Source organism: Robertmurraya beringensis (assembly GCF_042433785.1).
GTDB lineage: Bacteria > Bacillota > Bacilli > Bacillales > Cytobacillaceae > Robertmurraya_A > Robertmurraya_A beringensis.
On record NZ_JBHLUU010000019.1, the window covers coordinates 1 to 666 of the forward strand.

The following is a 666-nucleotide window of genomic DNA, read 5'->3' on the forward strand; positions in this document are numbered from 1 at the left end:
TTCAATTGAGAGTCAGCCACGATGGCAGCCTGTTAGGGCTGAAAAGGACTTTAGAAACTTGTCTTTATGAAGGGCTTGATGCATTTATTCGTGCTCTTTTCCAGAAACCATCCCGACACTCAAAAGGGCGAAGAAAATATGATTGGGAAAAAGATTTCGCATTGATTGTACGCCAATTTGACGAAGGTGAGGTGGATCACCTAGACGATTTAACATTTGACACACTTTACCAATACTAAAAGGAAATAATTTACCAATTGTGGATAAGGACTACTTCTTATATCCTTATCAATCTTTTTAAATTCCGGATAAAACAATATATCTGAATATTCAATTATTTGTAGTTTCACCCATAAAAATCCAATTTGACAAGTTTCAAAAATCTTTATGCAACGCTAATGATTTTAAATATTAAAAATGAATATAAATCACCAGTTGCATTTAATATGGTCCGTTACGATGTGTGGTTTCGGGTACTTTTTAGCTGTCTTGTACGACATCTTCAATGATGGTATTCATTACCAAACATATCATCTAGGTGTGATAAGAGCCATAATTTAATATTTGATTAAAACACGATTTTAAAAACCTATCCAAAAAAGAAACTGGCTTACAGTGAATCTTTGGTGCAAAGTTTGCCAATTCCTTCTTTATCATACCTTCTAA

1 pseudogene is annotated in these 666 nt (G+C 33.5%); it reads left to right on the forward strand.

Annotation, left to right across the window (positions count from 1 at the left end):
* A pseudogene (locus tag ACFFHF_RS06480) lies at positions 1 to 239 on the forward strand (IS4 family transposase); the annotation flags it as partial.
* Between the last annotated feature and the right edge of the window lie 427 nt (positions 240 to 666).